Genomic DNA, 25,429 nt, shown 5'->3' on the forward strand with positions numbered 1-25,429 from the left:
GTTGGAGGATAGGCCGCGCGTTTCCGTTCGCAAATCCAAAATCGTGAAATTGAATTTTCCCCCCGTCTGTTTGCCGATAAACTGGAAACAGCAAGATAATCAACAGTAGATATGGTGCATACGCGCCGGAGGATAATACCATGGCAGCTATTCCCTTTGATCAGTTGGACGGTGAAATCTGGTTCAACGGCGAGTTCGTGCCCTGGAAGGATGCCAAGATACATGTGCTGACGCATGGGCTGCACTATGCGAGTGCGGTCTTCGAAGGCGAGCGCGCTTATGGCGGGCGCATCTTCAAGCTTACGGAACACAATCAGCGGCTTCACCAGTCTGCGGCCATTCTGGGCTTCAAGATTCCCTATTCGGTCGATGAACTCGACAGTGCCAGCAAGGAGTTGCTGAAGCGCCAGGGTTTCTCAGAAGCCTATGTCCGCCCGATCGCCTGGCGCGGCAGCGAGCAGATGGGCGTCTCCGCCCAGAACAGCCGCATCAACGTCGCGATCGCTATCTGGCAATGGGGCAGCTATTTCAATCCTGCGGAGAAGTTGAAGGGCATTCGCCTTGACATCGCCGAGTATCGTCGTCCCGATCCGCGGACCGCGCCTTCGAAGTCCAAGGCTGCCGGCCTCTACATGATCTGCACGATCTCCAAGCATGCGGCCGAAGCCAAGGGTTATGCGGATGCCCTGATGCTCGACTGGCGCGGCCAGGTGGCCGAAGCGACCGGCGCCAACGTCTTTTTCGTAAAGGACGGCGTTCTCCACACGCCTGTGCCGGACTGCTTCCTGGACGGCATCACGCGCCGGACCGTCATCGAGCTTGCCAAGCGCCGGGGCTACGAGGTGGTCGAACGGGTAATCATGCCGGAAGAGCTTTCTGGTTTTTCGGAATGCTTCCTGACCGGTTCGGCCGCCGAGGTCACTCCGGTCTCGGAGATCGGCCCCTATCGCTTCGCGCCGGCCACGATCACCGAAACGCTGATGAACGACTATACGAAGGAAGTTAATCCGGTCGCTGCCGCGGCAGAATAGGCTAGACCTGGGACAGGGATTCTTGCGCCTCCGAAGAACCGGGGGCGCCCTGCAAAGCGTTCAAAGCAGAAAAGGCGACCTGCGGCCGCCTTTTGTCTTGCTACGGATATCGCTCGGGAGACGTCACGCTGTTTTGCCGAGGAACTGTCCGACGATGCCGCTCAGCACGCCGCCGCCGACAAGGCCGCCAATTGCCTGCATGACAAGGCCGGTAGCTGCCGCTTCCCCGCCAAGCATCTGAACCAGGTACCCACCGCCGAGGCCGCCGATGGCTCCCACGATCGTGCGCGCGACAACCCCGAATGCCTGCTGCTTCAGCATGGCGCTGGCCGCGTTGCCGCCAGCTGCCCCCGCGATTAACTGGGTAATGATAGGCATTAATGCTTCCATTGAACCCTCCGTCTGCGGCCCCCGTCCAAGAGCCGCGATGCGCCGATGATCCGGCACGGACAGGTTGAGACCGAAAGCGAAAACTGTCAATTTCGACGTTGAGGTTGTGCAGAGGCGGCGCTGATGACCGGTTGCAAGCATGGGCTCGGAAATTACTGTAATGCTTTGATCTATATCGATATCTAGTTCGGCTTGCGGTTTTGAGGGAAGGAATTGGCGAATAGTAAATGGTGCTGCCAGAAGAAGAAGTCTGAGTAATTCCGAACGGAGATCGATCTTTCTTCTCGGTAGAAAGCGCATATTGGCGCGTGATTCGGCGAATCGTTCTTCCTCCAGTGACCTTTGCGCGTCTTCCCAGGCGCGCAAAGGTCGCTGTAGCATCTTGCGTTGCTGCATGCAGGAAGAGGAGGCTGCGCGCGCGTCCTCGACCGGCTGTCGATTGTGTCAGCGATAGACGTAAACGATGCGCCGCGTCGCCGGTTCTACCAGCACTGGCTGTCCGTTGATGCTGACATAATCGTAGTCGTAGTCCGGAATCTGCCGGATGGCGACTGTACTTGGCAATGCCGCGCCGATAACGGGCTCGCCTTCGAGGTAAACCGTGTCGGCAGGATTTGCAGTAATATAAGTGCGCACCGCCGCAGGCGGCGTGACGGCATCAACCTGTTCGACCGGACCGATCAGTTCCAGCGGTTCGGAAGTCGTGGCGACGACAGGGTCACCCGGCTGTACCTGATAGGTCACGGACGGAATTGCGAGCTCCGTGCGGCGTTGCTCGACGACAACCGCGGATCCGCCGAGATCGGTTGTCAGATAGCGGGCATAGGCCCAGCCGCGCACACCATTGACGCTGACCTGACACCAATTGCTTCCTTGGATGCATCCATCGAGAACCGCAGCGCTGCCGCGCGTTGCAAGGCCGATGGTCGGATATTGTGGCCCCGGGCCAGCGCGGATATTCAGATCCGTAACGGCGGTTGCGCTCATTGCTGCATAGCCCGTCGAGATGCCGGCGGCGAGCATCAAACCCGCTGCCGCGACCGCTCGAAACAGGTGGAGGGAAGGGGTTTTCATCGTCTTGCTCCTGTTGCGTGATGAGGGCGAAACGCCTGGTAGAGCCGGGATGTTCCCCCCGTGACATCACGAAGTGTGAGGATGAGACATATTGCTGCCGCTTCGGCGATCGAACCAATGCGGCCGACCGGCCCGACCGTCGAATGACTGTGTGAAATTTCGGTATTTGCCCGTCCCGGATGGGGCGGCCCGCTGCAATCCTGGGGGATGAAATGGAACTCATCGATGAGCGCAGAATCACGGCCCAGAGGCTTCGTCCGCTGGTGATTGTCGTCGTGGCGTCGAAACTTGCGATATCGGCCCTGCTGTTGACCACGGTGCAATTGTCTCCGCCTGCCCCTGCGCCCGCGCCAGAAATCGCGGCGTTGCGCTGAATTGGGCTGTCATCCCGCCCATATGTCGCTATAGGTGGCCGCGGAACGGATTGAGATCGGCTTGGATGCTTGGTGGTTACGCCTGCCTTGCACCCACACGATCCAGAAGCGAGGCGCGGTCCCATGTTACAGGCGGGCATTATCCCGGTTACGCATTTCGAGCAGAACTGCACGGTCCTGTTCGACAGTGAAACCAAGGATGGTGTGGTCGTCGACCCCGGTGGCGACGTCGACATCATCCTGCAGACCATTCGTGAGAATGGCATCACCCCGAAAGCGATATGGCTCACGCATGGCCATATCGATCACGCCGGCGGCGCCAAGGAGTTGAAGGAGGCGCTGGGGCTCGAGATCATCGGTCCGCACAAGGACGACCAGCCCTTGCTCGAGCGACTGGAGAGCCAGGCGGAACGTTTCGGCTTGACGATGAAGGTGCAGAACGTCCTTCCCGACCGGTGGCTTGAAGACGGCGACACCGTCTCCTTCGGCGATCATGTTTTCGAGGTGCTGCATTGCCCGGGGCATGCGCCGGGCCATGTGGTCTATTTCAACAGGAAGCAGAATTTCGCCCATGTCGGCGACGTGCTCTTCCACGGGTCGATCGGGCGCACCGACTTGCCCGGCGGCAATCACCAGCAACTGCTTGCCTCGATTCGCGACAAGATCCTGCCGCTTGGCGACCATGTCGGTTTCATCTGCGGCCACGGTCCGGGCGGACAGATCGGCGAGGAACGCCGCAGCAATCCATATCTCAGGGGTCTCTGACATCGCAGTGTGATTCCTGCGACCGACTGAAGGGAATCTGAACTTGCTGCATGTCGCTGGGAGAATCAAAAAAGGCACATGCCTCGGGTAGGGCATGTGCCTTCTGTTGAGCGTATCGCGCTTCGATCAGCCGGCCGTGCAGAAATGGCTGCGGCCGTCATAGCCGACGAAGGTGCCGCTGTCCGGATCGAATGAACGGTAGCGCTGCGAGCAATAGCGGTACCAGGCCGGCGTCCAGGGTTCGAGGCCGTAGCTCTCTACGGCAACCCGGCGATAGACCGGGCGGGCCTGGTAAACCGGGCGCGGCTGATAGACCGGGCGCGACTCATAATATTCGGGTTCCGGATCGACATAGACGCGCTCGCTGTAGACCGGCTCGCTGTAGTAGCGCGGCTGCGAGGCGATTGCGCCGCCGATGAGCGTGCCTGTGACCAGGCCCACGGCGCCCGCTGCCCATGCATCATCGTGATCTCCTGCTTGGGCGGTACCGAAGGTCGGGAGAACCACGGCGGCTGCGGCAACCGAGACAACAGCGGCTTTGATGAATTTGTTCATGGGCTTCAATCCTATGCATGGGGCCGGAATCAGTTCCGGTTTTCATCATGAACCGACACTAGGGCGCCCAAACTGAACGTAGCCTGAATGAAAAAACCCGGCAAATCTGCCGGGCTGCAACTTAAACTTATATATGTCAGCAGAGGCCGTATCAGCCGGCGATCTGCAGGTTGACCGCCTTCGGGCCTTTGCCGCGGCGATCCGGTTCGGTGTCGAAGCTTACCTTCTGATTTTCCGTAAGGCCGCTCAGGCCCGAAGCCTGCACGGCAGAAATATGTACGAAGATGTCTGCACCACCGTTGTCAGGCTTGATGAAACCAAAACCCTTGTCGGTGTTGAAGAATTTTACAGTGCCAGTTTCGGCCATGCGTCAGGTCCTTTTCTCTCCACCCGCTTGACGGCGCGGGCAGCATTGCAGTTTTGCCCAAAATGGGCGTGGGGGCAGGCAGTTCTCGAAATTTGAGGAAAGGGTCCTGTTATCGCGACCAGCCATTAAGAAGGGAAAACAAGCCTCCCCCCAGTCTGGCCGCCCGGAGTGGCTTGCGTCTCCGGTCCGCTTATAATTCAAGATCTTCCCATGTTCGCAGATTGCCCGAACACAGTAAGAGTGATGGGTTTATTTTGAATTGGCAAGCAAAACTTTTCTGACGAGGTATTGCCGCTTCTCATTGCTCAAAAAGCGATCAGTTGCCGTTCCGGCGCGGGATATTCTGAACGCATCGCAACCTGTTGAAATCACAGCTTTTTGAACGCGGTTACGGGAAGACTTGACTGTTTGCGCCATATTTTGTCGCTCTCGATCATGCAGCGGCCTTGCGCGGTTTCGTTCGAAAAATCGCAAGCGCCTGATATGTCTCATGTTCCGCATGCGGCAAAACGCTGCCGCCAAACTTTGCAGAAAATCTACAAGGAATACTGGATAATTCGCGCGCGGTGGCGCCCGGCTGTCTCATTCCGAAGCAAAATGGACGCTATTGGACAGTAATAAGTAATACCGTAAGTTCAGCTTGCGCGCAGTACAGAAAACTCTTGCCTGCTGCATGATTCCTTAAATCGGAATCGATTCAAGGAGAAAATCAGCAGCAATTCAAAGGCTACGGCGACCTTTGCGCGTCCGATTGGACGCGCGGCGCTGTAGGTGGTCCCATCAAGCGGCTGCTTCCGCCTCCTGGCGCCTTCTCGCCAGTTCCGGAATGAGTTCGACCGCCAGCATCGCCACAAAAATGACCGCGCAGCCGAGGTATCCGATCGGTGTGATGACCTCACCAAGCAGCAGCACACCGAAAAGAGCGGCGAACAGGGCTTCGCTTGACAGGAAGATCGCCGCCTGCGGCGCCGTCGTGTAGCGCTGGCCGACAACCTGGCAGATGAAGGCGACGCCGCTCGAAAAAATGCCGGCGTAAAGTATCTGGGGCAGGGCGTCCTCGATCACCCCGAGGCTCAAGGGTTCGCTGAAGGCCGCGAGCAGGCAACCAAGCACCGCGCAGACGGCGAATTGCACCATCGACAAGAGCATCGGACGACCGGTATCGGAGGCGAAGATGCCGACCAGCAGCATCTGGCTCGCCCAGAAGAGCGCACAGACGATCGTCAGAAGGTCTCCACCGTTCAGGCTCGAAAGTGCGCCACCGCTCAAGAGGAAGATGCCGAAGCTCGCAAGCAGGGCACCCGGCCAGATGACCCAATGCGGCTTGCGGCGCAGGAATACGACGGTCAATATCGGTACGAAGACGACGTAGAGCCCGGTCAGAAAGCCGGAATTGGTGACGCTCGTCGTCAGAAGCCCGAACTGCTGCGTCACCGCGCCGCCGAAGAGCGCCAGGCCGATGACAACGAAGTTGCGGATCGATTTTTGCGGAAGCGGCTTCTTGGCGAGCCTTCCTTCGACGACGGCCAGGGGCAGCGCGACGATCGTCGCGATCGCAAAACGCAGGCCAATGAACCAGAGCGGGCCGATTGCCTCCATCGCCGTCGATTGAGCGACAAAACCGGCGCCCCAGATTGCGCCGGAAAACAGCAGGAATAGATTGGCCTGGAGGCGAGTCACGGCTGTGCTCCCGGATCATGACGGATTTGGATCGAGGCAATCCAAAGCCATGCCGCTCCGGTGATTGCAAAGCCGCTCTATCAGTTGCGTTTTTGCCGGGCAAGCCTCATCCTCCGCCTCCTCAATGGGGAAACCGACGAAACGATCCCCGCTGCCGAGAGGCAAGCGATGCCCTGTGACCATTTCCGCAGCCGCGACGTGACCCGATGAGCGCCACCGGCTATTCCGGAACGCCACTGACAAAAAAGCTCGGCCTGCGTGACGGGCAGGCCGCCCTGCTGCTTGCCGTCCCGGTCGAGCTTTCTGAAATTGCCGGCTTTCCCGGTTTCGCGCTCATCGACACGTCGATCGGCCGGATCGCCTCGCGCCACTATGATTATATCCATGTCTTCGAAACCGACCGGACCGCGCTCGCAGGCCAGGCCGAGGCGCTCGGGGCGTGGCTGAAGCCGGACGGAATGCTCTGGGTCTCGTGGCCGAAACAGGCCTCGGGTGTTGTGACGACCCTCACAGAGAATGCCTTGCGCGAGATATTTTTGCCGCTCGATCTCGTCGATGTGAAGGTTTGCGCCGTCGACCCGGTCTGGTCGGGGCTCAAGTTCATGTTTCGCAAGGAGGTGCGGGCGTCACTTCAAACGCGTTGAAATGAAGTGCTCTGACCGCCGTTATTGCGTCGGAGCCTTGGAGACCCGGAGAACGGCGCCGTTGTCTTCGTCGGTCACCATCAGCAGCGCGCCGTCCGGCGCCACGACCACATCCCGAATCCGGCCGAACTCGCCGTCGAACAGCCGTTCCTCGGAGGTGATCGCGCCGTTTTCGTCTCTCTCCAGGCGAGCGAGCAGCTGGTATTTCAGCGCCGCGACCAGGAGGTCGCCATCCCATTCCGGAAACATGCTGCCGCGGTAGACCGCAAGCGCCCCCGGGGCGATCGACGGATCCCAATAGTAGAGTGGCTGTTCAAGGCCCTCCTTGGCCGTGCCTTCGCCAATCTCCGCGCCGGAGTAGTCTTTCCCATAGGTGATCACCGGCCAGCCGTAGTTCTTGCCCGGCTGCGGGTTGTTCACTTCATCGCCGCCGCGCGCACCGTGTTCGACGGTCAAGAGCTTGCCGTCGCCCTGGTCGAAGGTGATGCCTTGCGGATTGCGGTGTCCTTTCGACCAGATCTCGGCGCGACCTTCGATGCCGCCGCGATAAGGGTTGGACGCCGGAATGCTACCGTCGGGGTTGATGTGCAGAATGGCGCCGGCATGGTCGCGCGGGTCCTGCGCGCGTTCACCTTGACCGCGATCACCAATGCCGAAGAACAGGCTGCCGTCCTTGTCTATGGCGATGCGTGAGCCGAAATGCTGGCCCCGGCCGGTGAACTTGCTCATCCGGAACAGTTCCTTCACATCGGTCAATCGTCGTTGGTCGTCGGAGAGGGCGGCTCGAACAAGCACCGTGCCATAGCCATCGCCGTCACTGGCGGAATAGGTCAGGTAAAGCACGCGGTTGGTGGCGAATTGCGGATCCAGGGCGACATCGAGCAACCCGCCCTGTCCGCGTGCGGCCACATCGGGCACGCCTTCGATCGGGGCGGACAGTTCGCCGTCGCGAAGGATGCGCAAGCGTCCCGGGCGCTCTGTGACGATGAGGCCGCCGTCCGGCATCGCCTCTACGGCCCAGGGATGGCGGAGGCCGGTCGCAAGCGTTTCGACAAGGACCGTGCCGGTCTGGGTTGAAAATTCCTGCGCCCCTTGTGCGGGCGCTGCCTGCGGGGCGAGGAGGCATAGGAAACCGGAAAGCAGAGGGGCCGCGGACCGCGCCGATGGGGTCGGGATGTTCGTCGAACCTGCCCTCGAGAGCGAGCGCCGCATTGCGTTCTCCGGATTGCGCCTTTGGTTGAGGTAAGCTGGGGCGCAGGCGCGTGCCTTTCAAGTCACATCGGATCAAAACGGCTTTATCGGGAGATCGAGCCGGTGGTGAGCGGTAACGCGCGTTGCTCGCCGACGAGTTCGGCATTGACGATGTAGCGCAGCGGCCCCTGTTCGACGGCGTCGAAGGGCCAGCAGGTGGCGAGCGCAAGGTGGCGGCCGCTGGCCGATGCGTTGATGCCGCTTTCGTCCCAACGGGCGACGCGGCCCTCGCCGGCCCGGAAAATGAAGCGGCGGCCATCCTTGCGCGTCAGCACCAGGAGGTCACCGGGGCTCACGTCCTTCAGCCAGCGGAAATGCGTGTCGCGATGGGCGGCGATCACCGATGTCCCCTCATTGCCCGGGAGCGGCGTGTTGGCGAGCCGGGCGGGGCCAAAGGCAAGAGCCTCGCCGCTTGCTCCGGCAAGCACGATCGCCGAACGATTGATCCGGGGTGCGGCGATTTCCGCCTCGGTCTCGAAATCCGCCCAAGGCCAGGGCCTGCCGTCGGCGGCGCCGCGAAGCTGTTCTTCGAAAGTCTTTCGCAACAGGACCTGCGAAAGCTCGGCCTTGGCCTTCATGTAGAACCCCTTGCCGATCAGCAGCAAGCCGGCAAGGGCAATGAGGGCGATGATCGCAACGACGATCGTTTCGACCGCCGACAGTCTGGCAAGGAAACCGGCAGGCCGGTCGGAGAGGTCATCGTCGTCAGCCATGGCGAAGAACCCTTGCGACGATGAATACGGCGATCTGCTGCCGCCAGAATGCGAAAGTCGTGCCTGCCAGGAGCGCGATGGCAAGCAGCATCAGGCCGATCAGAATCTGCCTGTCAGCCTCGGTTGCCGTCTGCGGCAGGTTCACCTGGTTGGTCGCCTCGGCGATCAGGCTTGCGGCGCGCGCCGTCGGCGCTGCGGCCATCCGGTCCGCGACGAGCATGGCGCGTTCGCTCCGGTTGCCCGCCGCCGCCTCCCGTTCGTCGATCCTGCCGGGGTCGGCCGGGTTCTCGCCAAAAACCTTGCCGAAATCCCATCCTTCCGGGAGGTTCAACGGTACCTTGGCGCCGGCGAGCGGTTCTCCCGCCGGGCGGGAAGGGGTGACGTCGACGGCGACAAGGCTGGTGACGCGCGACACGAGATGATGCGCGAGCGCGACGGCCTCGATCTGCCGGTCGAGGTCGTCCGCGTTTGCGATTGCCGCGGCGCTCGCCTCGAGATCATCGATCTTCCGACGCGCCCAGAGCTTGGCGATGCCATCGCCAGCCGCCGACTTGGCGATGTCCATCTCGACCCGCCAGGGCTGATCCCCCGCCTTGCCGACAATCCTGAGCTTGCCTTCCGGCGCCGTGCCGCCGAGTTCCGCCGTCAGCACCACCGGCTCGCCACGATAGAGGTCGGGCATCGGGTCTGGCGTGATGTCTGCGGCGGCGACACGGTCGAACGTCGCCGAAATTTCCGTCATGGCCGGGTTTTCGAGTTTCTCGAAAAGCTCGACCATGCGGGTGGCGACCTCGCGCTCGGAGCCGATCAGTGTGAAGGTGCCGCGGCCATATTCCGCCGCCTTGGTCATGAAGTGGCTGTTGGGAGCGGAACCGATCCCGACGGTGAAGACGCGGGCATCGCCGCGGTTGTTGCGGATCTCGTCGAAAAGCTGGCTCTCGTTGCCGATCGCGCCGTCGGTGAGGAAAATCACCTGGCGCAAGGCGCCCGGTTCCACCGGTCCCTGGGTGCGAAGTGCCGCTTCCAGCGCCGGCAACATTTCGGTGCCACCATTGGCCGTGAGCGCGCGCACGAAGGCGATGGCATCCTCGCGCTTGTCGGGCGTGGCGGCGACGAGTTCGGGAAAGTGCACCGTCATCGTGTCGTCGAAGCGGATGACGTTGAAGCGGTCATCGTCGTCCAGTCGCGAGATCGCCAGCGCAAGGCTCTCTTTGGCCTGTTCCATCGATGGGCCGGCCATCGAGCCGGAATTGTCGATGACGAAAACAACTTCGCGCCTGACCGGCTTGCCGGCCTCGACGGCCGACGGCGGCGTGACGAAGGCAAGCAGGTAGGTCTTGCCGCCCACCGTCTCGCGGAAGAGACCGGCATAGGGGCTCCTGCCCTCGATCGCCTTCCAGCTCAGTTCGAAATCCTTGTCGGCCGGAACGCTGCCGTTTTTGAGCGTGATCCGGCGGGTGAGTTCGTCGAGTGATGCGACATCGACCTCGTGATAGGGGGAGGTCACGCTTGCGATCGGAAAACCGGCCTTGAGGTTCACCGCGAGGGTTACGGGATTGACCTTGGCGTTTGCCTTTGGATCGAGTACCGGCGCCTCGATCTTCTCCCGATCCGGAACCGGCTCGCTCACGGCGTAGCCGCTGCGGCCATCGATATCGACCGTGCTGACGACCGGCTGCGGATTGTAGCGGGGCGCGACGACCATCGGGAAGCGGAAGGAAAAGACCCCGTTGGACTGGCGAACGCCGCTCTGATACTCGATCTGCACGACGATGGTTTCGCCTGGGCCGATATTGGCGACCTGATTGGTGAAGATGTTCGGCCGCTGCTGCTCGAGAAGCGCGGCCTTCTTGCCCTCGGCCTTTGCCTGTTCGTAGATTTCCTTGGCCTCGGCGCGCGGCTTGATCTTTCCCTCGATGAAGCGGTCGCCGATCTGCATTTTCAGCGTGTCGACGGCGGAGTCCTCCGGGAGCGGAAAGACGTAGGTGCCCTCGACCCATCCCTTGCTCGGGTTTTCGAAGCGCTGGGTGACGCGGGTTCGCATGACGGGCCCGTTGACGTCTATCTCGACGTCGGTTGCCAGCCGCGGCGCCTCGACGAAATAGCCGGGTTCCCGCGAAGGAAAGAGCAGCGCGCCGGTCCCCATGTCGTTCGGGCGGACGTAGCCCGCCAGCCGTTGCGGTCTGGCATCGGCCGTTTGCGCCGAAGCCTGCGCCAACAGGCCGAGGATCATCACGATGCAGGCTGCAAGTGCGGCGAGCGCCAGGTAGAAGCCCCAGCGCGCCTCGTTGCGCCGAGTGCGCATGGCGGCGATTTCGTCATCGAGAAACATTGCATACCCCCACGATGCGAATGCATTCACGTCATGGTAGAAGAGGCCCGGAAATCGGCTCTTGCGGGACTAAATTGCGGCGCTCCGCGACAGTTGTTGTGACCAAATTAAGGCAATGCGGAAATCGGCGAAACGTGCTGATTTTTTTGAAGAAAATCTGGAGCGGGAGGTCTCTTGGCGCTCCTGTTTCACGGCCGCACGCGGTCGCCGGCTCTCCCCCGAAATCCTGCTCGTCAGGACCTTTGCATGCCAGGGCGCGATGGCGTCGCCGATCGATCGCTGCGATGGTATTCATGAAACTTTGTCATGGTGACGCATTTTGCGCGGCTTTGCCGCCGTTTTTGCCGCTCGAGCGCTTGCAAGACCGGGCTTCTTTCGACATAGACCTAACCGCTATGGAGCCTGACTTCCGTTCCGTAGCGCTTCACGCCGTTTCGAAACGATCAGGACCTCACACCATGGCCTTCCTTGCCGATGCCCTTTCCCGTGTAAAGCCTTCCGCCACCATCGCCGTTTCGCAGAAAGCCCGTGAGCTGAAAGCGAAAGGCCGTGACGTCATCGGCCTCGGTGCAGGGGAGCCGGACTTCGACACGCCGGACAACATCAAGAAGGCCGCGATCGACGCGATCAACCGCGGTGAGACGAAGTACACGCCCGTTTCCGGCATTCCGGAACTGCGCGAAGCGATTGCGAAGAAGTTCAAGCGCGAAAATAATCTCGATTACACCGCGGCGCAGACGATCGTCGGCACCGGCGGAAAGCAGATTCTTTTCAACGCTTTCATGGCGACGCTGAATGCCGGCGATGAAGTCGTGATCCCGGCACCCTACTGGGTCTCCTATCCGGAGATGGTGGCGCTGTGCGGCGGCACCCCGGTCTTCGTCGCGACCAAGCAGGAAAACAATTTCAAGCTGAGGCCCGAGGACCTCGAAAAGGCGATCACGCCGAAGACCAAGTGGTTCGTCTTCAACTCGCCGTCCAACCCCTCGGGTGCTGCCTATTTGCATGACGAACTGAAGGCGCTGACGGACGTGCTGATGAAGCACCCGCACGTCTGGGTTCTGACCGACGACATGTACGAGCACCTGACCTATGGCGACTTCAAGTTTGCCACGCCGGTCGAGGTCGAGCCCGGCCTTTACGACCGCACGCTGACGATGAACGGGGTCTCCAAGGCCTATGCCATGACCGGCTGGCGCATCGGCTATGCGGCAGGTCCGCTGCACCTCATCAAGGCGATGGACATGATCCAGGGCCAGCAGACCTCGGGCGCCACTTCCATCGCGCAGTGGGCCGCGGTCGAGGCACTCAACGGGCCGCAGGATTTCATCCCGCGCAACAAGGAGATCTTCCAGGGCCGCCGCGATCTCGTCGTCTCGATGCTGAACCAGGCCAAGGGCATTTCCTGCCCGACGCCGGAAGGCGCCTTCTACGTCTATCCGTCGTGCGCCGGCCTCATCGGCAAGACCGCGCCGTCCGGCAAGGTCATCGAGACGGATGAGGACTTCGTCTCCGAGCTTCTGGAAGCCGAAGGTGTCGCGGTCGTCCATGGTTCGGCCTTCGGTCTCGGCCCGAACTTCCGCATCTCCTACGCGACCTCCGAGGAACTGCTCGAAGAGGCCTGCCGCCGCATCCAGCGCTTCTGCGCCGCCTGCAAATAAAAACGGCCTTTGCCGCAAGTGAGGAGCCCGCCGATGCCGGCGGGCTTTTTGTTGCCTCACAAAGCGATTCAACGCCTTGCCAATCCACATCAGGCGACGGTGCTAATTCGCTGAAACGGATTCACTTTTCCCCGGATCGTCTCGATCACGCCCGAGATATCATCGCTGCCATGACCTTCCGCAATCCGGCGGGTAGCGAGCCGAAGCATCGGTTCGATGAAGTCCGGGGCCACACTTTGCTCCGTGCTCGCCTTGGCGATGTTTTCGAGTGCGATCGCCTGCATGGCGAGGTTGGAGACGACGGCGTCGCTGTGCTTGCCGCTATCGATCTTGCCGGCAAGGTCGGGGAGTGTGCCGCTCATCGCCTCGATCCACGGAAGGAGAAGCGGCAGGAAATCCGTGACCTTGCCGCCACTGCTTGCCACCAGCGCGCCGGCATGCAGAAAACCGGAGAAGAGACCGTACATGCTGGAAAGCAGCGCGAGGTCATAGAGCGCCGCCAGCCCGGCGTCGTCGCCGAGATGGCGGCTTTCGGCAAGGGCATCGAGCGATGGCTTGTGCCGTTCGAAGACCGCGTCCGAGCCGCTATAGAGAATCAAGGCGCCGGTCTCGCCGATCATCGGCGGAATGGCCATGATGCCCCCGTCGAGATAGGCCGCTCCGTTTTCCTCCGCCCAGGCGGCGAGTTTTTTCGCTTCGCGCGGCGTGCCGTTCGTCAGATTGACGAGATCGCGGCCGCGGAGCGCGCCCTGCGCCTTAGTCAGCACCGCGCCCGCGGCGGCATAGTCGACGACGCAAAGGATCGTGAGGTCGCTTGCCGCGACGGCTTCGGCGGGGCTCGTGGCGATCCTTGCTCCCGCGCCGGCAAGAGGCTCCGCACGCGATGGCGTGCGGTTCCAGACGGTGACGGAATGGCCCTTCCTAATGAGGGTTGCGGCGAGCGCGGCGCCCATGGCACCGAGGCCGAGAACCGAAATCCTGGTCATGCTTCTTCCTTTCCGCTTTTCGCGTCAGAAGGCGGTTGCGAGCTTCTGGCCGAGGCCGCCATCGACGGCGAACTTTGCACCGGTCGTGAAACTTGCCTCGAAGGCGAGGAACAGCACGGCGCGCGCCACCTCGTCGGCCGTACCGTTGCGCTTCATTGGCGTGACCGCATCGCCTAGCGCTTTGAACTCGGCACGCTCGGTCTCCGTCAACCCCGCAGCACCCTTGGTAGGCGTGTCGATGAAGCCAGGGGAGACGGCGTTGACGCGGATGCCGCGCGGCAGGAGCTCGGTCGCAAGCACGGAGGCGAACGAGACGAGCGCCGCCTTGGTGGCGCTGTAGACGCTCATGCCCGGATATCCGCCCTCGTCGGCGACGGAGGAGGTGAAGACGATCGAGCCGTCCTTGCGGATCAGCGGGGCCAGGCGCTGAACGGTGAAGAACGCGCCCTTGGTGTTGATCGCGAACTGGCGGTCGTAGGATGCCTCGGTCACCTGATCGAACGGCTCGAGTTCCGAAATGCCGGCGTTAATGTGGAGGAGATCGATCGCGCCCATCTTCTGACCGGCAGCTATGCCGAGAGCTGCAATGTCGTTGAGATCGGCGATGTCGGAGCGCAAGGCATGGACGCGCGTGCCGAAGCTCTCCCTCACTTTTGCGAGGTTGTTCGCGTTGTTTCCTGTCAGCAGCACTTCCGCGCCGCCATCGACCAATCGTGTGACCGTCGCCAGCCCCATGCCATGGGTGCCGCCGATCACGATGGCCTTCTTACCTTCATAGATAGTCATGCTGTCTTCCTCTTGGGTTCGAATTAACGATGAGGAAGAGATGCATTTATGGACGAACATGTGCCAGACCGCTTAATGTGGACTTATCATCCACAAATGCGGACGGTGGCTCAGGCTCATGGCAAACCTCAATGACTTCATGTTCTTCGTCCACGTCGCGGATCACGGGGGCTTTGCCCCGGCTGCGCGCGCGCTCAAGGTGCCGAAATCGACGCTCAGCAAACGTGTGGCGGAACTCGAAAAGGCGCTCGGCGTTCGGCTCATCAACCGCACTTCGCGCCGCTTTGCGGTGACCGAGACAGGGGAGGATTTCTATCGTCATGCGGCGGCAATGCTCATTGAGGCGGAAGCAGCCGAGAGCGTAGTCAAGGGAAGGCTTTCAGAGCCGAGCGGTACCGTCAGAATCACGGCATCCGTTCCGACGGCGCAGCTTTCGCTCGCGCCGCTGTTGCCACGGCTGGCGATCGCATACCCGAAGATCCGCTTTATGGTGCATGCGACCGACAGGTTCGTCGATATCGTCCAGGAAGGCTTCGATCTCGCGGTGCGCGATCATTTCGCGTCGCTGCCGGACTCCGGCCTCGTGCAGCGGCGTGTCGGCTCCGAAGCGGTCTGGTTCGTCGCGGCTCCCGCCTACCTCAGCGCGCGTGGCACGCCGGCGCATCCTGGCGATCTCGAAAGCCATGACGGACTCCTGACATCGCTCTCGTCGGAAGGCTGGGTGGCAACCGATCCTAGGGGCTCGCAGGTGCAGGCCCGGCCGCGGCCGCGCTTCCTCGCGGACGAATCCTACGTTCTGCGCGAAGCGGCGCTTTCCGGACTCGGGATCACCGCCTTGCCTCGCAAGCTCTGTGCAGCGGAGGTTGCTGGCGGCGTCCTCGTCCGTATCCTGCCTGAATGGACGGCCGGCAGGGTGACGACGACGATCCTGATGCCGCATCGGCGCGGCCAATTGCCTTCGGTGCGTGCAACAGTGGATTTCCTGGCCGCCCGCCTCGGCGAAGGCTGACTCTCGATGACTACTCGATTTAAGGACGAAGACCTGCAGCGATTCAACGTGCGGCCTTTGCGCGTCCGATAAGACGCGCGGCGCTGTAGGAGGCCGGCGCTCGGTGCCGAATTACGTCGCGGGCTTTGTTGCCCGCATGCTCTGTCTGCCCGCCATTCGTGACCACCACGATGCGAGATCGGGATGATCCTTGATCAGCGCACGCCCTTCCGGAGCCATCAGAAAATAGTCGAACATCGAAGCGGCATGCAGATCGGCCAACGTCAGGCTGTCGCCCGTAAGCCAGTGCGCATCCTTCATGAGATCGGCCATAGCCTTGAGGCAAATGGCTGCCTTGGGAAGATTTTCGGCGATGCACGCCTCATCTGCAAAGCCGAGTTTGGCGGGTTTTGATACCCGCTCGACGTAAATGCCCCAGACCATGACCGGATAAGCATATGCATCCATCATGCTGATTAGCTGGTTGACGCGGGCACGCCGTCGCAAATCCGACGGCTGAAGGTTCGGCCCCTCGAATGCCTCATCGATATAGCGAATTATCGCGCCTGTTTCATACAGCCGAAAGCCGTCATGCTCGAAGGCCGGAATGCAGCCGAATGGGTGTCGTTGCAGATAGTCGCGAGGCGGGCCGCCTTCGCCAAAGACGTCGATTGGCACGAGATCGTAACCGATGCCTTTTTCTTCCAGCGTCAAGCGAACAGTTCTGACGTAGACGCTGTAATCGGCACCAAAGACAAGAGGCTTTGCCATTGTCTATTCCTAACAAGGCAGTTCGCGAAAGCCGTGATCAAGCGACGACTTCGCGCCAGATTTTCGCAGCACCATGCGAGGTGCATTTTATCGCCGCGAAGGTCGAGCGTGGGAGTTTTCAAGGTTCCCGACATAAAAAAACCTCCGAGCAGACGCCCGGAGGGTTCTCTGTATTTTATCGAACCGGCTGACGGCTGGGACTCAGCGCTCAGCGAGCGCCGGTTCGCCCTTCTTCTCGCGCACGAGGTTGAGGAAGCGGCGGAAGAGATAGTGGCTGTCTTGCGGGCCGGGCGAGGCTTCCGGGTGATGCTGGACCGAAAAGACAGGCTTGCCGGTTACACGCAGGCCACAGTTGGTGCCGTCGAAGAGCGAAATGTGAGTCTCTTCAACGCCTTCCGGCAGCGACTTCGAATCGACCGCGAAGCCGTGGTTCATCGAGACGATCTCGACCTTGCCGGTGGTGTGATCCTTGACCGGATGGTTGGCGCCGTGGTGGCCCTGGTGCATCTTCTCGGTCTTGGCGCCGAGTGCCAGCGCCAGCATCTGGTGGCCGAGGCATATGCCGAAGACCGGAACCTCGGTCTTCAGGAGGTCCTGGATTACCGGAACGGCGTATTCGCCGGTCGCCGCCGGATCGCCCGGACCGTTGGAAAGGAAGATGCCGTCCGGCTGCAGTGCCAGAACTTCTTCTGCGCTCGTCTGCGCGGGGACGACCGTGACCCGGCAGTTGAGACCGGCGAAGAGTCGCAGGATGTTGCGCTTTACGCCATAGTCGAGGGCGACGACGTGATAGGCGGCATCGGTTTCACCGAGCGTCGAATAGCCCTCGTTCCACACCCAGGGCTTTTCGCTCCAGCGGGACGACTGGCCGGAGGTGGCGACCTTGGCGAGGTCGAGGCCTTCGAGACCGCTCCAGGCCTTTGCCTCAGCCTTCAGCGCATTGATGTCGAAGACGCCGGCGGGGTCGTGAGCGATGACAGCGTTCGGCATGCCGTTTTCGCGGATCCAGGCGGTCAGCGCACGCGTGTCGATGCCGCAAAGGCCGATCATGCCGCGGGCCTTCAGCCAGGCGTCGAGGTGCTTGGCGGCGCGGTAGTTGGAGGGCTCGGTGATGTCGGCCTTGAAGATGACACCGACGGCGCCGTGGCGGGCGGCGGGCGTCAAGTCCTCGATATCCTCATCATTGGTGCCGATGTTGCCGATATGCGGGAAGGTGAAGGTGACGATCTGGCCGAGATAGGAGGGGTCGGTCAGGATTTCCTGGTATCCGGTCAGTGCCGTGTTGAAGCAGACTTCGGCCTGAACCTTGCCGGTCGCGCCGATGCCCTTGCCTTCGATCACCGTGCCGTCGGCCAGAACGAGAAGGGCGGTGGGTTTCTGGGTTGTCCATGCGGGTGTCGCGGTCATCGTTCCTATCCCGTTGCGGCGGAAAGCGAGGCTTGAAAGCCGGTCGGTTCAGCGCCATTTCAAATCGCATGCGGCATGGCGCGCGGAAACCCCGCGAGAAAAGGTTCATGCCGATGTTCGTGCAGGTGCCGGAAAATAACGAAAGGCCTTGGCTGGGTCAACCGGCCGCCATGAATTGTAAGGAAATAAAATTCCTTATAATTCAATTGGTTGCGTAATCCGTTTGATTGCACCTGCCGCACTGGTTTAAGACGACGACAACAACGACGTAATCGAACCGGTTGCGGGCATGAGCTCCGCGGGCCGGTTTCGACATGGAGCAAGGACATGCGCGACCAACTCGCGAACGCATTGAAAGAAGCCCTCAAAGCCAAGGACACACGGCGCACTTCGACTGTCCGGCTGATCCAGGCTGCGATCAAGGACCGCGACATTGCCAATCGCGGCCAGGGCAAGGATCCGGTCGGCGACGACGAGATCATGCAGATCCTCGCCAAGATGATCAAACAGCGCGAAGAATCCGCCCGCATTTACGACGAGGGCGGCCGGCCCGAGCTCGCCGAGCAGGAACGCCAGGAAATTGCCGTCATCAACCATTTCCTCCCTGAACAGCTCTCCGAGGACAAGGTAAAGCAGGCCTGCGCCGCGATCATTGAGGAGACCGGCGCCCAGGGCCTTCGCGACATGGGCAAGTGCATGAATGCGCTGAAGGAGCGCTACCCCGGCCAGATGGACTTCGCAAAGGCCTCCGGTCTCGTCAAGGAACTGCTGAAATAAGCCTGCGCCCGCTTTGCAGCGGGCGTGTCGCCTTCCTCGCCGGCGCACCGACCGACCTCATTTTTGAGCTTCGGCGCCCCGGCATCTGCCTGTGAATTGCGGGCACCGCGGATCGCGCTGCTTGTGTGGCAGGCCCGCTAGGGGTATCGGCTATCCATGCGCTTTTCACAGTCCTTCCTCGACGAGATACGCGATCGCGTTCCGATTTCGGACGTGGTCGGCAAGCGCGTCACCTGGGATCGGCGCAAGACCAATGTTTCGCGCGGCGACTACTGGGCCTGTTGCCCCTTTCACGGCGAAAAGTCGCCGAGCTTCCATTGCGAGGACCGCAAGGGGCGCTATCATTGCTTCGGCTGCGGCGTTTCCGGCGACCACTTCCGTTTCCTGACAGACCTTGAAGGGCTGAGCTTCCCTGAAGCGGTGCAGCAGATTGCCGACATGGCCGGCGTCGCCATGCCGCAACCCGACCCCCAGGCCGAGCGGCGTGAGAAGGAGCGGACCAGCCTGCTCGACGTCATGGAAATGGCGACGCAGTTCTTCCAGGACCAGTTGCAGACGGCGAGTGGTGCCAAGGCACGGGCCTACCTGCGCGAGCGGGGGCTGACCGGGCGCACGATCGAGACGTTCCGGCTGGGCTTTGCGCCCGACAGCCGCAACGCGCTGAAGGAATTTCTTTCCGGCAAGGGCGTCGGCAAGGAGCAGATCGAAGCCTGCGGCCTCGTCGTGCATGGACCCGACGTGCCGGTCTCCTACGACCGCTTCCGCGACCGCATCATGTTTCCGATCCTTTCGGCGCGCGAGAAGGTGATCGCCTTCGGTGGCCGCGCCATGTCGCCCGACGCGCCGGCCAAATATCTGAATTCGAATGAGACGGAGCTCTTCCACAAGGGCAACGTCCTGTTCAATTTCGCACGCGCCCGGCGGGCCTCGCAGGGCGCCGATGGGGCCGGCACGATCATTGCCGTCGAAGGCTACATGGATGTGATCGCGCTGCATCAGGCCGGCATCGAGAATGCCGTGGCGCCGCTCGGAACCGCGCTTACCGAAAGCCAGCTCGATCTTCTCTGGAAGATGACGCCGCAGCCGGTGCTCTGCTTCGACGGCGATGGTGCGGGCATCCGCGCCGCCAACCGCGCCGTCGATCTGGCGCTGCCCCACCTGAAGCCCGGACGATCGGTCCGCTTCGCCATGCTGCCGGACGGCAAGGACCCGGACGATCTCGTCCGCCATGACGGACGCGAACCTTTCGACAAGGTGCTCGCCAATGCCCGTTCGCTCGCCGAAATGGTGTGGCTGCGCGAGGTCCAGGGCGGCGAATTCGATACGCCCGAAAAACGCGCCGAACTGGAAGCGCGGCTGAGGCAGGTGACGTCGGTCATCGCCGACGAAAGTGTGCGCCGCCACTATGGCCAGGACATGCGCGACCGCCTCAATGCCTTTCTGCAGGGCAGTGCGCCGTTCAGGAATGAACGGCGGCCGTTCGAACGAGGCGGGCGCCAGAGTGGCGGCCCCCGCGGCGCTTCAGGCGCGCGGAATATTGCCGCCGGCCCGACCGCGATCTCCGATCGCCTGGCGCGCTCTTCCCTCGTCAGTGGCCAACAGGCGGTGCCGCTGCTGCGCGAGAGCGTGCTGGCGCTCACCATCGTCAACCACCCGCAATTGCTCTTCGACGAATATGACGAGATCTCGACGATCGAGTTCGACCACCGTGACCTGCAGCGCTGCTGGGCGATGGTTTTGAACGCTGCGGCGGCAAACGGACCGCGGCTGACGCGCGAGATCCTCATCGAGCAATTGGAAGCGGAGGGTTTCGGCGCGCTGATCGCAGCACTCGACCAGCAGGTCCGCTATGCGCGGCTGTGGACGGCGACGGTTGCGGCGGCGCCTGAGGATGCGCGCGAGGGTTACCTTCAGGCGCTTGCCCTCCACAGGCGCAGCAAAGCCCTGCATTGGCAGCGGCGCGAACTGGAGCGGGAGTTGGCCCACGCCACCGAGGACGGGGACCTCGAGGTCGTGCCGCAGCTGCTCAGGACACTCCAGGAGGTCCAGCTCGAAGTGACGCGACTTGAAAACCAGGAAGCCATCATCGAAGGCTTCGGCGTCCTTTCCGGCCGAGTCAAGGGTCCGGCTGCGCGGTAGGAGACCCGCCTGAGGCCGCCCCTCATCCCGCTGCCCGACCTTCTCCCCGCAGGCGGGGAGAAGGGACCTTGCAGCGCCCTCTCGGTCCACCGCGCCGTAACCATCGCGGTTAGGATTTGCGATCGAGTACAGCGCCGGCCGCGAGTCCACCCTCGCCCCGCTTGCGGGGAGAGGGCAGGGCTGAGGGCGTTAGCTGCGAAGCGAGGCGATGCTCTCCTTCGAGTCTTCAAGCGGTTTACATCCCACCTGCCCAAACCCCATACTCAGCCGTCCGACGAAAGCGATTCCATGCCTCATAACGACAATGCTTCCGCCGCGCGCCTGTTCGAAAGCGAAGGCGTCGCCAATCCTCTCGATGTTCTGAAACGCGTCTATGGCTATTCCGCCTTCCGCGGTCAGCAGCTGGACGTCGTGGAGCATGTGGTGGCGGGCGGCGATGCAGTGGTGCTCTTCCCGACAGGGGCGGGCAAATCGCTCTGCTTCCAGATTCCCGCACTTTGCCGCAACGGGGTCGGCGTCGTCGTCTCGCCATTGATCGCCTTGATGCGCGATCAGGTCGAGGCGCTGAAGCAACTCGGCATTCGCGCTGCCGCGCTTAATTCGTCTCTGACGCGTGACGAGGCGATCGCTGTTCGGCGCGCGCTTTCGGAGGGAACGCTCGACCTGCTTTACGTGACGCCGGAGCGCGCTGTCACCGACGGTTTCGCCGAGATGATCGGCGATATGGATATTGCACTGTTCGCGATCGACGAGGCGCATTGTGTCTCGCAGTGGGGCCACGATTTCCGGCCTGAATATCGCGGCCTGGATTGTCTCCGGTCGCGCTTTGCCGGCGTGCCGCGCATCGCACTCACGGCCACCGCGGATCCGCACACGCGCGACGATATCATCGAGCGGCTGGCGCTCACCGAAGCGAAAGTCTTCACGACCAGCTTCGACCGGCCGAACATCGCTTACGAGATCGTCGAGCGCGATCAGCCGCGCCAGCAGCTTCTGCGGTTCCTCTCCCGCTTCAAGGGATCGAGCGGCATCGTCTATTGCCTGTCGCGTGCCAAGGTCGAGGACACGGCGGAATGGCTGAACGCGCAAGGCGTGCGGGCGCTTCCCTACCATGCCGGCATGGACCGTCTCCTGCGGGACGCCCATCAGGATGCCTTCCTGAAGGAGGAAGACCTTTGCCTCGTCGCGACGGTTGCCTTCGGCATGGGCATCGACAAGCCGGATGTTCGCTACGTCGCCCATCTCGATCTGCCGGGTTCGGTCGAAGCCTATTATCAGGAGACCGGTCGCGCTGGTCGCGACGGTCTGCCCTCCGAAGTCTGGATGGCCTACGGCATGGCCGATGTCATCCAGCGTCGGCGGATGATCGACGAGGGCGGTGCCGCGGAGGAGATCAAGCGCATCGAGCGGGCGAAGCTCAATGCGCTGCTTGGGATCTGCGAGACGGCGGGCTGCCGGCGGCAGGCGATCCTTGCGCATTTCGGCGAGGCGCATCCCGGCCGCTGCGGCCATTGCGACACCTGCCTGAAGCCGGTCGAGACCTGGGACGGTACCGAGGCCGCGATCAAGGCACTGGCAGCCGTCTATCGGACGGGCGAGCGCTTCGGCACCGGCCACCTGGTCGATGTGCTCATGGGGACGATCAACGAGAAAACCGAGCGGTTCGGCCATGTCGGTATGCCGGTCTTCGGCGCTGGCAAGGATCTGCCGGCACGAACGTGGCAATCGGTGTTCCGGCAGTTGCTCGCCGGCGGCCTCGTCCGGATTGATCATTCCGCCTTCGGGGCGCTGCAGCTCGAGCCGGAGGCCCGCGCGGTCTTCAAGCGCGAGCGCCAGGTGTTCTTCCGCAAGGATAGGCCGACCTCCGGAAAGGCCGCCCGAACGGCGAAGTCCGGTGCCCAGCGCGAGAGAGCCGATCTCGCCGGATCCGACCTCGAACTTTTCGAGCGCCTGCGCGCCGAGCGGTTCTCGATCGCCAAGGAATTGAACGTGCCGCCCTATGTCGTCTTCCCGGACACGACCTTGATCGCGCTCGCCAAGCAGCGTCCGCGCGACTTCGACGATCTTCTCGATATTCCCGGTATCGGCGAGAGCAAGCGCGAGCGTTACGGCGAGGCATTCCTGGCCGTCATAGACGGCTACCTCGACGGGTAGGGCCGCAGTCGGTGCCTCACCACTGATCGGCCCGTCCTTACGAACGAAAATGTCGCTTGAGGCGCGCCGTGGGACAGAAAGTGTCTGCGGACCGCGTCCAGCGCGAAAGCCCCTGTCGTTTTCATTGATCGGTGCGTTCCGGCCTCCCCGAGGTGCTGGAAATTGCTGCAAGAGACGGCCCGTCGTGCTAGTCGTCTAGCGTGCGCCCACGCGCGGCGCCCGGGTTCGAAACATCCTTCTTACAGCGAGTGGCCAGCCATGACCTCAGCCTTTCTGTCCCATCTTCGTTCGGAACTCGAAGGCCTGAAATCGGCCGGCCTCTATAAGTCGGAGCGCGTCATCACCTCGAAGCAGGCGGGTGAAATCGAGGTAGCGTCCGGCGATCGCGTGCTGAACTTCTGCGCCAACAACTATCTCGGTCTGGCGGATAACCAAGAGCTTGCCGAGGCTGGCAAGAAGGCGCTTGATCGCTATGGCTACGGCATGGCCTCGGTCCGCTTCATCTGCGGCACGCAGGAAGAGCACAAGCAGCTCGAAGCGCGCATATCCTCTTTCCTTGGGATGGAGGACACAATCCTCTATTCCTCCTGCTTCGACGCCAATGGCGGGCTGTTCGAGACCTTGCTCGGAGAGGAAGACGCGGTCATCTCCGATGCGCTGAACCATGCTTCGATCATCGACGGCGTGCGGCTCTCCAAGGCGAAGCGCTTCCGCTACGCCAACAACGACATGGCGGCGCTCGAGGAGGAGTTGAAGAAGGCCGAAGGCAGCCGCTTCAAGCTGATCGCCACCGACGGTGTCTTCTCGATGGATGGCATCATCGCCAATCTCAGGGGCGTTTGCGACCTCGCGGAAAAATACGGCGCGATGGTCATGGTCGACGACAGCCATGCGGTCGGTTTCGTAGGCAAGCACGGCCGCGGCTCCGCCGAGCATTGCGGCGTCGAGGGCCGGATCGACATCATAACCGGCACGCTCGGGAAGGCGCTCGGTGGCGCCTCGGGCGGCTACACCTCAGCCAGGGCCGAAGTCGTCGAATGGCTGCGCCAGCGCTCGCGGCCCTATCTTTTCTCCAACACGCTGGCGCCCGTCATCGCCGCGGCTTCGCTGAAGGTCTTCGACCTGATCGAGAACGGCGACAAGCTGCGCGAAAGGCTTTATGCGAACGCCGCGCTGTTCCGGGCTGAAATGTCGAAGCTCGGCTTCACGCTTGCCGGCGAAGGGCATCCGATTATTCCCGTCATGCTCGGTGACGCGGCGCTCGCGCAGGAGATGGCCGCGCGGATGCTCGAGAGGGGCGTCTATGTCATCGGCTTCTCCTTCCCGGTCGTGCCGCGGGGGCAGGCGCGCATCCGCACCCAGATGTCGGCCGCGCACAGCGAACAGGATGTCCGGCGCGCGATAGCGGTCTTCGAAGAGGTCGGCCGTGAACTGGGCGTGATTTGAAGAGTTGGGCCGAGGGGCGAGTGAGGATCCTGCGATGACGAACATGATGAAGGCGCTGGTCAAGACGAAGCCGGAAGTCGGGCTCTGGATGGAGCGGGTCCCGGTGCCGGAAGTAGGCCCCAACGATGTCTTGATCCGGGTAAAGAAGTCGGCGATCTGCGGCACCGACGTTCACATCTGGAACTGGGACCAGTGGGCGCAGAAGACGATTCCCGTGCCGATGGTCGTCGGCCACGAGTTCATGGGCGAGATCGCGGAAGTCGGCTCCGCCGTTACCAAGTATCACGTGGGCGAACGCGTTTCGGGCGAAGGCCACATCGTCTGCGGCAAGTGCCGCAATTGCCGGGCCGGCAGGGGGCACCTCTGCCGCAACACGCTTGGCGTCGGCGTCAATCGTCCGGGCTCCTTCGGCGAGTTCGTCTGCATCCCGGAATATAATGTCGTGTCGATCCCCGACGATGTGCCGGATGAGATCGCCGCGATCTTCGATCCCTTCGGCAATGCCGTCCACACGGCGCTTTCCTTCGACCTCGTCGGCGAGGACGTGCTCGTCACCGGGGCCGGACCGATCGGCATCATGGGCGCGCTCGTCGCCAAGCGCTCGGGCGCGCGCAAGGTGGTGATCACCGATATCAACCCGACGCGCCTCGACCTCGCCCGCAAGGTCGGCATCGACTATGTCGTCGATGCGTCCAAGGAAAACCTCGCCGACGTGATGCGATCGATCGGCATGACCGAGGGTTTCGATGTCGGTCTCGAAATGTCGGGCGCGGCGCCTGCGTTCCGCGACATGATCGACAAGATGAACAATGGCGGCAAGATCGCCATCCTCGGCATCGCGCCGGCGGGCTTCGAGATCGACTGGAACAAGGTCATCTTCAAGATGCTCAACCTCAAGGGCATCTATGGCCGCGAAATGTTCGAGACGTGGTACAAGATGATCGCCTTTGTCCAGGGCGGACTGGATCTCTCACCGGTCATCACCCACCGGATCGGCATCGACGATTTCCGCGAGGGGTTCGAGGCGATGCGGTCCGGAAATTCCGGCAAGGTCGTGATGGATTGGTAGAGATCGCGCGTTTGCGTTGACTGATCTCGATCTCGTGGTTAGCCCCCCGCAGGTCGCCCCTGCGGCCGG

The 25,429-nt window shown here is 62.2% G+C and carries 23 protein-coding genes; 11 read left to right on the top strand and 12 right to left on the bottom strand.

Annotation, left to right across the window (positions count from 1 at the left end; all coding sequences use genetic code 11):
- Positions 1-140: 140 nt before the first annotated feature.
- Positions 141-1,031: a branched-chain amino acid aminotransferase gene (locus tag QN222_RS10825; protein ID WP_283965701.1), complete on the top strand. Its 891-nt coding sequence runs from the start codon at positions 141-143 to the stop codon at positions 1,029-1,031.
- A gap of 123 nt (positions 1,032-1,154) precedes the next feature.
- Here the strand turns inward: QN222_RS10825 and QN222_RS10830 are convergent, their stop codons facing one another.
- Complete coding sequence (locus QN222_RS10830) at positions 1,155-1,421, bottom strand: hypothetical protein (RefSeq protein WP_283965703.1); 267 nt, start codon at positions 1,419-1,421, stop codon at positions 1,155-1,157.
- Positions 1,422-1,865: 444 nt separating this feature from the next.
- Positions 1,866-2,495: a DUF1236 domain-containing protein gene (locus tag QN222_RS10835; RefSeq protein WP_283965702.1), complete on the bottom strand. Its 630-nt coding sequence runs from the start codon at positions 2,493-2,495 to the stop codon at positions 1,866-1,868.
- A 212-nt stretch (positions 2,496-2,707) separates the two neighbouring features.
- Between QN222_RS10835 and QN222_RS10840 the strand changes: the two genes are divergently transcribed.
- Positions 2,708-2,869, top strand: a complete 162-nt coding sequence (locus QN222_RS10840) for a hypothetical protein (RefSeq protein WP_284005421.1) — start codon at positions 2,708-2,710, stop codon at positions 2,867-2,869.
- A gap of 123 nt (positions 2,870-2,992) precedes the next feature.
- On the top strand, positions 2,993-3,634 hold the full coding sequence (locus tag QN222_RS10845) for an MBL fold metallo-hydrolase (RefSeq protein WP_283965142.1): 642 nt from the start codon (positions 2,993-2,995) through the stop codon (positions 3,632-3,634).
- 126 nt (positions 3,635-3,760) lie between these two features.
- Here the strand turns inward: QN222_RS10845 and QN222_RS10850 are convergent, their stop codons facing one another.
- The 3 genes from QN222_RS10850 to QN222_RS10860 all read right to left on the bottom strand — a co-directional run bounded on the left by QN222_RS10850 (position 3,761) and on the right by QN222_RS10860 (position 6,236).
- Entirely contained in the window at positions 3,761-4,189 is a 429-nt protein-coding gene (locus QN222_RS10850) for a BA14K family protein (protein ID WP_283965129.1), read from the bottom strand.
- Between the two features lie 151 nt (positions 4,190-4,340).
- The gene (locus QN222_RS10855) at positions 4,341-4,556 is read right to left on the bottom strand and encodes a cold-shock protein (protein ID WP_128442587.1); all 216 of its coding nucleotides are present in this window, start codon (positions 4,554-4,556) and stop codon (positions 4,341-4,343) included.
- Positions 4,557-5,336: 780 nt separating this feature from the next.
- Positions 5,337-6,236, bottom strand: coding sequence for a DMT family transporter (locus tag QN222_RS10860; protein WP_283965130.1), 900 nt, complete (start codon positions 6,234-6,236; stop codon positions 5,337-5,339).
- Between the two features lie 206 nt (positions 6,237-6,442).
- Between QN222_RS10860 and QN222_RS10865 the strand changes: the two genes are divergently transcribed.
- Positions 6,443-6,880 (top strand): hypothetical protein, encoded by a 438-nt coding sequence (locus QN222_RS10865; protein WP_283965131.1) that lies wholly within the window; start codon positions 6,443-6,445, stop codon positions 6,878-6,880.
- Positions 6,881-6,901: 21 nt separating this feature from the next.
- On the opposite strand, the gene QN222_RS10870 is transcribed toward QN222_RS10865, so the two are convergent.
- The 3 genes from QN222_RS10870 to QN222_RS10880 form a co-directional block, all read right to left on the bottom strand.
- On the bottom strand, positions 6,902-8,092 hold the full coding sequence (locus QN222_RS10870) for a PQQ-dependent sugar dehydrogenase (RefSeq protein WP_283965132.1): 1,191 nt from the start codon (positions 8,090-8,092) through the stop codon (positions 6,902-6,904).
- 83 nt (positions 8,093-8,175) lie between these two features.
- The gene (locus QN222_RS10875) at positions 8,176-8,844 is read right to left on the bottom strand and encodes a class GN sortase (RefSeq protein ID WP_283965133.1); all 669 of its coding nucleotides are present in this window, start codon (positions 8,842-8,844) and stop codon (positions 8,176-8,178) included.
- On the bottom strand, positions 8,837-11,149 hold the full coding sequence (locus tag QN222_RS10880) for a marine proteobacterial sortase target protein (RefSeq protein WP_283965143.1): 2,313 nt from the start codon (positions 11,147-11,149) through the stop codon (positions 8,837-8,839). The genes QN222_RS10875 and QN222_RS10880 overlap by 8 nt, the downstream gene beginning before the upstream one ends.
- A gap of 485 nt (positions 11,150-11,634) precedes the next feature.
- Here QN222_RS10880 and QN222_RS10885 point away from each other — a divergent pair, with 485 nt between their 5' ends.
- Positions 11,635-12,837 carry a pyridoxal phosphate-dependent aminotransferase gene (locus tag QN222_RS10885; RefSeq protein ID WP_283965134.1) on the top strand — a complete coding sequence of 401 codons (1,203 nt, stop codon included), beginning with the start codon at positions 11,635-11,637 and terminating at the stop codon, positions 12,835-12,837.
- 89 nt (positions 12,838-12,926) lie between these two features.
- Here QN222_RS10885 and QN222_RS10890 read toward each other — a convergent pair whose 3' ends face one another.
- Positions 12,927-13,823 carry an NAD(P)-binding domain-containing protein gene (locus QN222_RS10890; RefSeq protein WP_283965135.1) on the bottom strand — a complete coding sequence of 299 codons (897 nt, stop codon included), beginning with the start codon at positions 13,821-13,823 and terminating at the stop codon, positions 12,927-12,929.
- 24 nt (positions 13,824-13,847) lie between these two features.
- Positions 13,848-14,609, bottom strand: coding sequence for an SDR family oxidoreductase (locus tag QN222_RS10895; RefSeq protein WP_283965136.1), 762 nt, complete (start codon positions 14,607-14,609; stop codon positions 13,848-13,850).
- A 118-nt stretch (positions 14,610-14,727) separates the two neighbouring features.
- Here QN222_RS10895 and QN222_RS10900 point away from each other — a divergent pair, with 118 nt between their 5' ends.
- Positions 14,728-15,618, top strand: coding sequence for a LysR substrate-binding domain-containing protein (locus QN222_RS10900; RefSeq protein ID WP_283965137.1), 891 nt, complete (start codon positions 14,728-14,730; stop codon positions 15,616-15,618).
- A 111-nt stretch (positions 15,619-15,729) separates the two neighbouring features.
- Here the strand turns inward: QN222_RS10900 and QN222_RS10905 are convergent, their stop codons facing one another.
- Positions 15,730-16,368: a glutathione S-transferase family protein gene (locus tag QN222_RS10905; protein WP_283965138.1), complete on the bottom strand. Its 639-nt coding sequence runs from the start codon at positions 16,366-16,368 to the stop codon at positions 15,730-15,732.
- A gap of 201 nt (positions 16,369-16,569) precedes the next feature.
- The gene (carA, locus tag QN222_RS10910) at positions 16,570-17,775 is read right to left on the bottom strand and encodes a glutamine-hydrolyzing carbamoyl-phosphate synthase small subunit (protein WP_283965139.1); all 1,206 of its coding nucleotides are present in this window, start codon (positions 17,773-17,775) and stop codon (positions 16,570-16,572) included.
- 327 nt (positions 17,776-18,102) lie between these two features.
- Here carA and QN222_RS10915 point away from each other — a divergent pair, with 327 nt between their 5' ends.
- The 5 genes from QN222_RS10915 to tdh all read left to right on the top strand — a co-directional run bounded on the left by QN222_RS10915 (position 18,103) and on the right by tdh (position 25,360).
- A complete protein-coding gene (locus tag QN222_RS10915; RefSeq protein ID WP_283965140.1) occupies positions 18,103-18,552 on the top strand; it encodes a GatB/YqeY domain-containing protein in 450 nt (149 codons plus the stop codon).
- Positions 18,553-18,708: 156 nt separating this feature from the next.
- Positions 18,709-20,691: a DNA primase gene (dnaG, locus tag QN222_RS10920; RefSeq protein ID WP_284005422.1), complete on the top strand. Its 1,983-nt coding sequence runs from the start codon at positions 18,709-18,711 to the stop codon at positions 20,689-20,691.
- A gap of 288 nt (positions 20,692-20,979) precedes the next feature.
- Positions 20,980-22,845 (top strand): DNA helicase RecQ, encoded by a 1,866-nt coding sequence (recQ, locus tag QN222_RS10925; RefSeq protein WP_283965439.1) that lies wholly within the window; start codon positions 20,980-20,982, stop codon positions 22,843-22,845.
- Between the two features lie 258 nt (positions 22,846-23,103).
- The gene (locus QN222_RS10930) at positions 23,104-24,291 is read left to right on the top strand and encodes a glycine C-acetyltransferase (RefSeq protein WP_283965438.1); all 1,188 of its coding nucleotides are present in this window, start codon (positions 23,104-23,106) and stop codon (positions 24,289-24,291) included.
- Between the two features lie 34 nt (positions 24,292-24,325).
- On the top strand, positions 24,326-25,360 hold the full coding sequence (gene tdh, locus QN222_RS10935) for an L-threonine 3-dehydrogenase (protein ID WP_283965437.1): 1,035 nt from the start codon (positions 24,326-24,328) through the stop codon (positions 25,358-25,360).
- Positions 25,361-25,429 lie beyond the last annotated feature (69 nt).

This window comes from Sinorhizobium sp. 6-70 (assembly GCF_030124375.1).
Taxonomy (GTDB): domain Bacteria; phylum Pseudomonadota; class Alphaproteobacteria; order Rhizobiales; family Rhizobiaceae; genus Sinorhizobium.